At 60.0% G+C, this 2,060-nt stretch carries 1 pseudogene; it reads left to right on the top strand.

The features are described 5' to 3' along the window. Window positions 1–2,060, top strand: a pseudogene (locus KIF87_RS22970) (Contact-dependent inhibition of growth factor CdiA); the annotation flags it as partial.

The following is a 2,060-nucleotide window of genomic DNA, read 5'->3' as shown; positions in this document are numbered from 1 at the left end:
CAGTTCACCGGCACCGGCTGGCTGCAGGCCACCGACCTGATACTCAATGCGGCAAACGCCGTCAACGGCGGCACGTGGGTGGCCGACCGGGCCACCCTGACCGGCGCCACGCTTGCCAGCCAGGGCACCACTCAGGCGGGACAGCTGACGGTTAACTACGGCCAGCTGAACAACAGCGGCACGCTGCTCGGCAACGCGCAGCTGAGCATCAATGCCGACCAGGTGACCCAGAGCGCGGGCGGCAGGCTGCTGAGCGGCGGCAACCTGTGGCTGCAGAGCCGGGGGCTGGACCTCACCGGCCAGCTGGTGTCCCTGGGGGATTTAACGCTGCAGCTGACGAACGCGTTTACCAGCCGGACCGCCGTGGCGGCAGGCAGAACCCTGACCATCAGCAGCGGCGGCGACATCGATAACCGCAGCGTGCTGCAGGGGCAGGCGGTGAACCTCAGCGCGGGCGGGCAGCTCAGCAACAACGGACAAATCACCACCGGCGGCGGCACCAGCACGCTCTCCGGCAGCAGCGTGGCGCTGAACGCCGCGGGCGCGGTGCAGGGCGGGGGCGACATCACCGTGGCCAGCCGGAGCAACATTACCGTCGACGGCTTCACCGGCACGCGCGGCTCGCTGACCCTGAGCGCACCGGGCTCCATCGTCAACACCGCGCTGCTGTACGCGGCGAATAACCTGGCGCTGTACGCCGACAGCATCACCAACCAGCGCGGCGACATCATGGCGGGGAACAACCTGTGGATGCAGCGGGATGCGGCGGGGAATGCCAACAGCCAGGTGGTGAACACGTCGGGGAATATTGAGACGCAGAATGGGGATATTACGGTTAAGACGGCTAATTTGCTCAATCAACGTGCCGGATTAACGTCAACCACAACCACAAGTATGTCGCCAGCGTATGGTTGGGTTGGGCAGGCAACTGTTGACATACCCGTGTCGGTTCTCGGAATTGATACGCTTGTTCGGGATAAATACAGCACTTATACCCATGAGGGTTCTGGTACATGTGGAGGGGTTCCCTGTTTCTTGTATGAGGATACCCATTACTATTACAGACCAATTACAGGCTATGAAACACGTAAATATGCATTAAATCAGACAGCTCAGGTTGTAAATGCTGAAGGTGGAAGCGCTCGTATTTCTTCCGGGCGTAACCTGACTATCACTGCCGCAGAGTTGAGCAATCAGGCTAGTGCAATCCTGGCGAATAGCAATATTACGCTTACAGGAAACACGCTGAATAATCAGAGCTATCAGAGCGGAACTTATACAGAATATGCTGTATATAAATATGTAAGCCCATCATATGGCGGTAGTTTTTCTGGCTCCTACTTTCCAACCCATCGCAATACTTACTACGACAATGACGTAACCTATGTATTAGATGGGCATGTCACAGAAAGTGAAAATGGCGAAACATTCCGCGCCGTCATCCAGGCGGGCGGCAACGTCACCGCGAACTTTACCAGCAACATCAGCAACACCAGTACCACCGCTAACGCGGGCGGCGTCAGCAACGTTATCTCCACCCCGTCGCTGAATACCCTCAGCAACCAGACCATCGGCAGCGGCGTGCAAAAACAGGGGCTCAACGCTACCGGCACCGTGGCGGTGAACTCGCCGCAGTGGAACGATCAGCTTCAGGGTGCGCTGCAGCAGCTTAACGGCGGCGGCGCGCTGGAAAACGGCGGCGCGTCCGGCACGTCTCTCAGCAACATTGCCACCACCCAGAAAGGCAACGCGAACCTCGGCCAGCTGGGCGCGCTGGCGAACGCCGGGGTCACCACCGCCGATCTCCGAACCGCTCAGGGCGGTGCCGTCGGGCATTATCAGGGCCAGCGCGTCGATACCAGCGCTTACCCGCTGCCGTCGGGCAACAACGGCTATTTTGTCTTCTCCGACAACCCGAAAAGCCCGTACCTGATCAGCATCAACCCGAAACTGAACGGTCTCGGACAGCTTGATCCCGCCCTGTTTGCCGACCTGAACGCGATGCTCGGGGTCAAACCGTCGTCCACCGCGCCGCAGGAGACGCGGCCGGCGTTTACCGA

The organism is Enterobacter sp. 120016 (genome assembly GCF_018383635.1).
Taxonomy (GTDB): domain Bacteria; phylum Pseudomonadota; class Gammaproteobacteria; order Enterobacterales; family Enterobacteriaceae; genus Enterobacter; species Enterobacter asburiae_D.
This window is presented reverse-complemented; position numbering and strand designations above follow the sequence as displayed.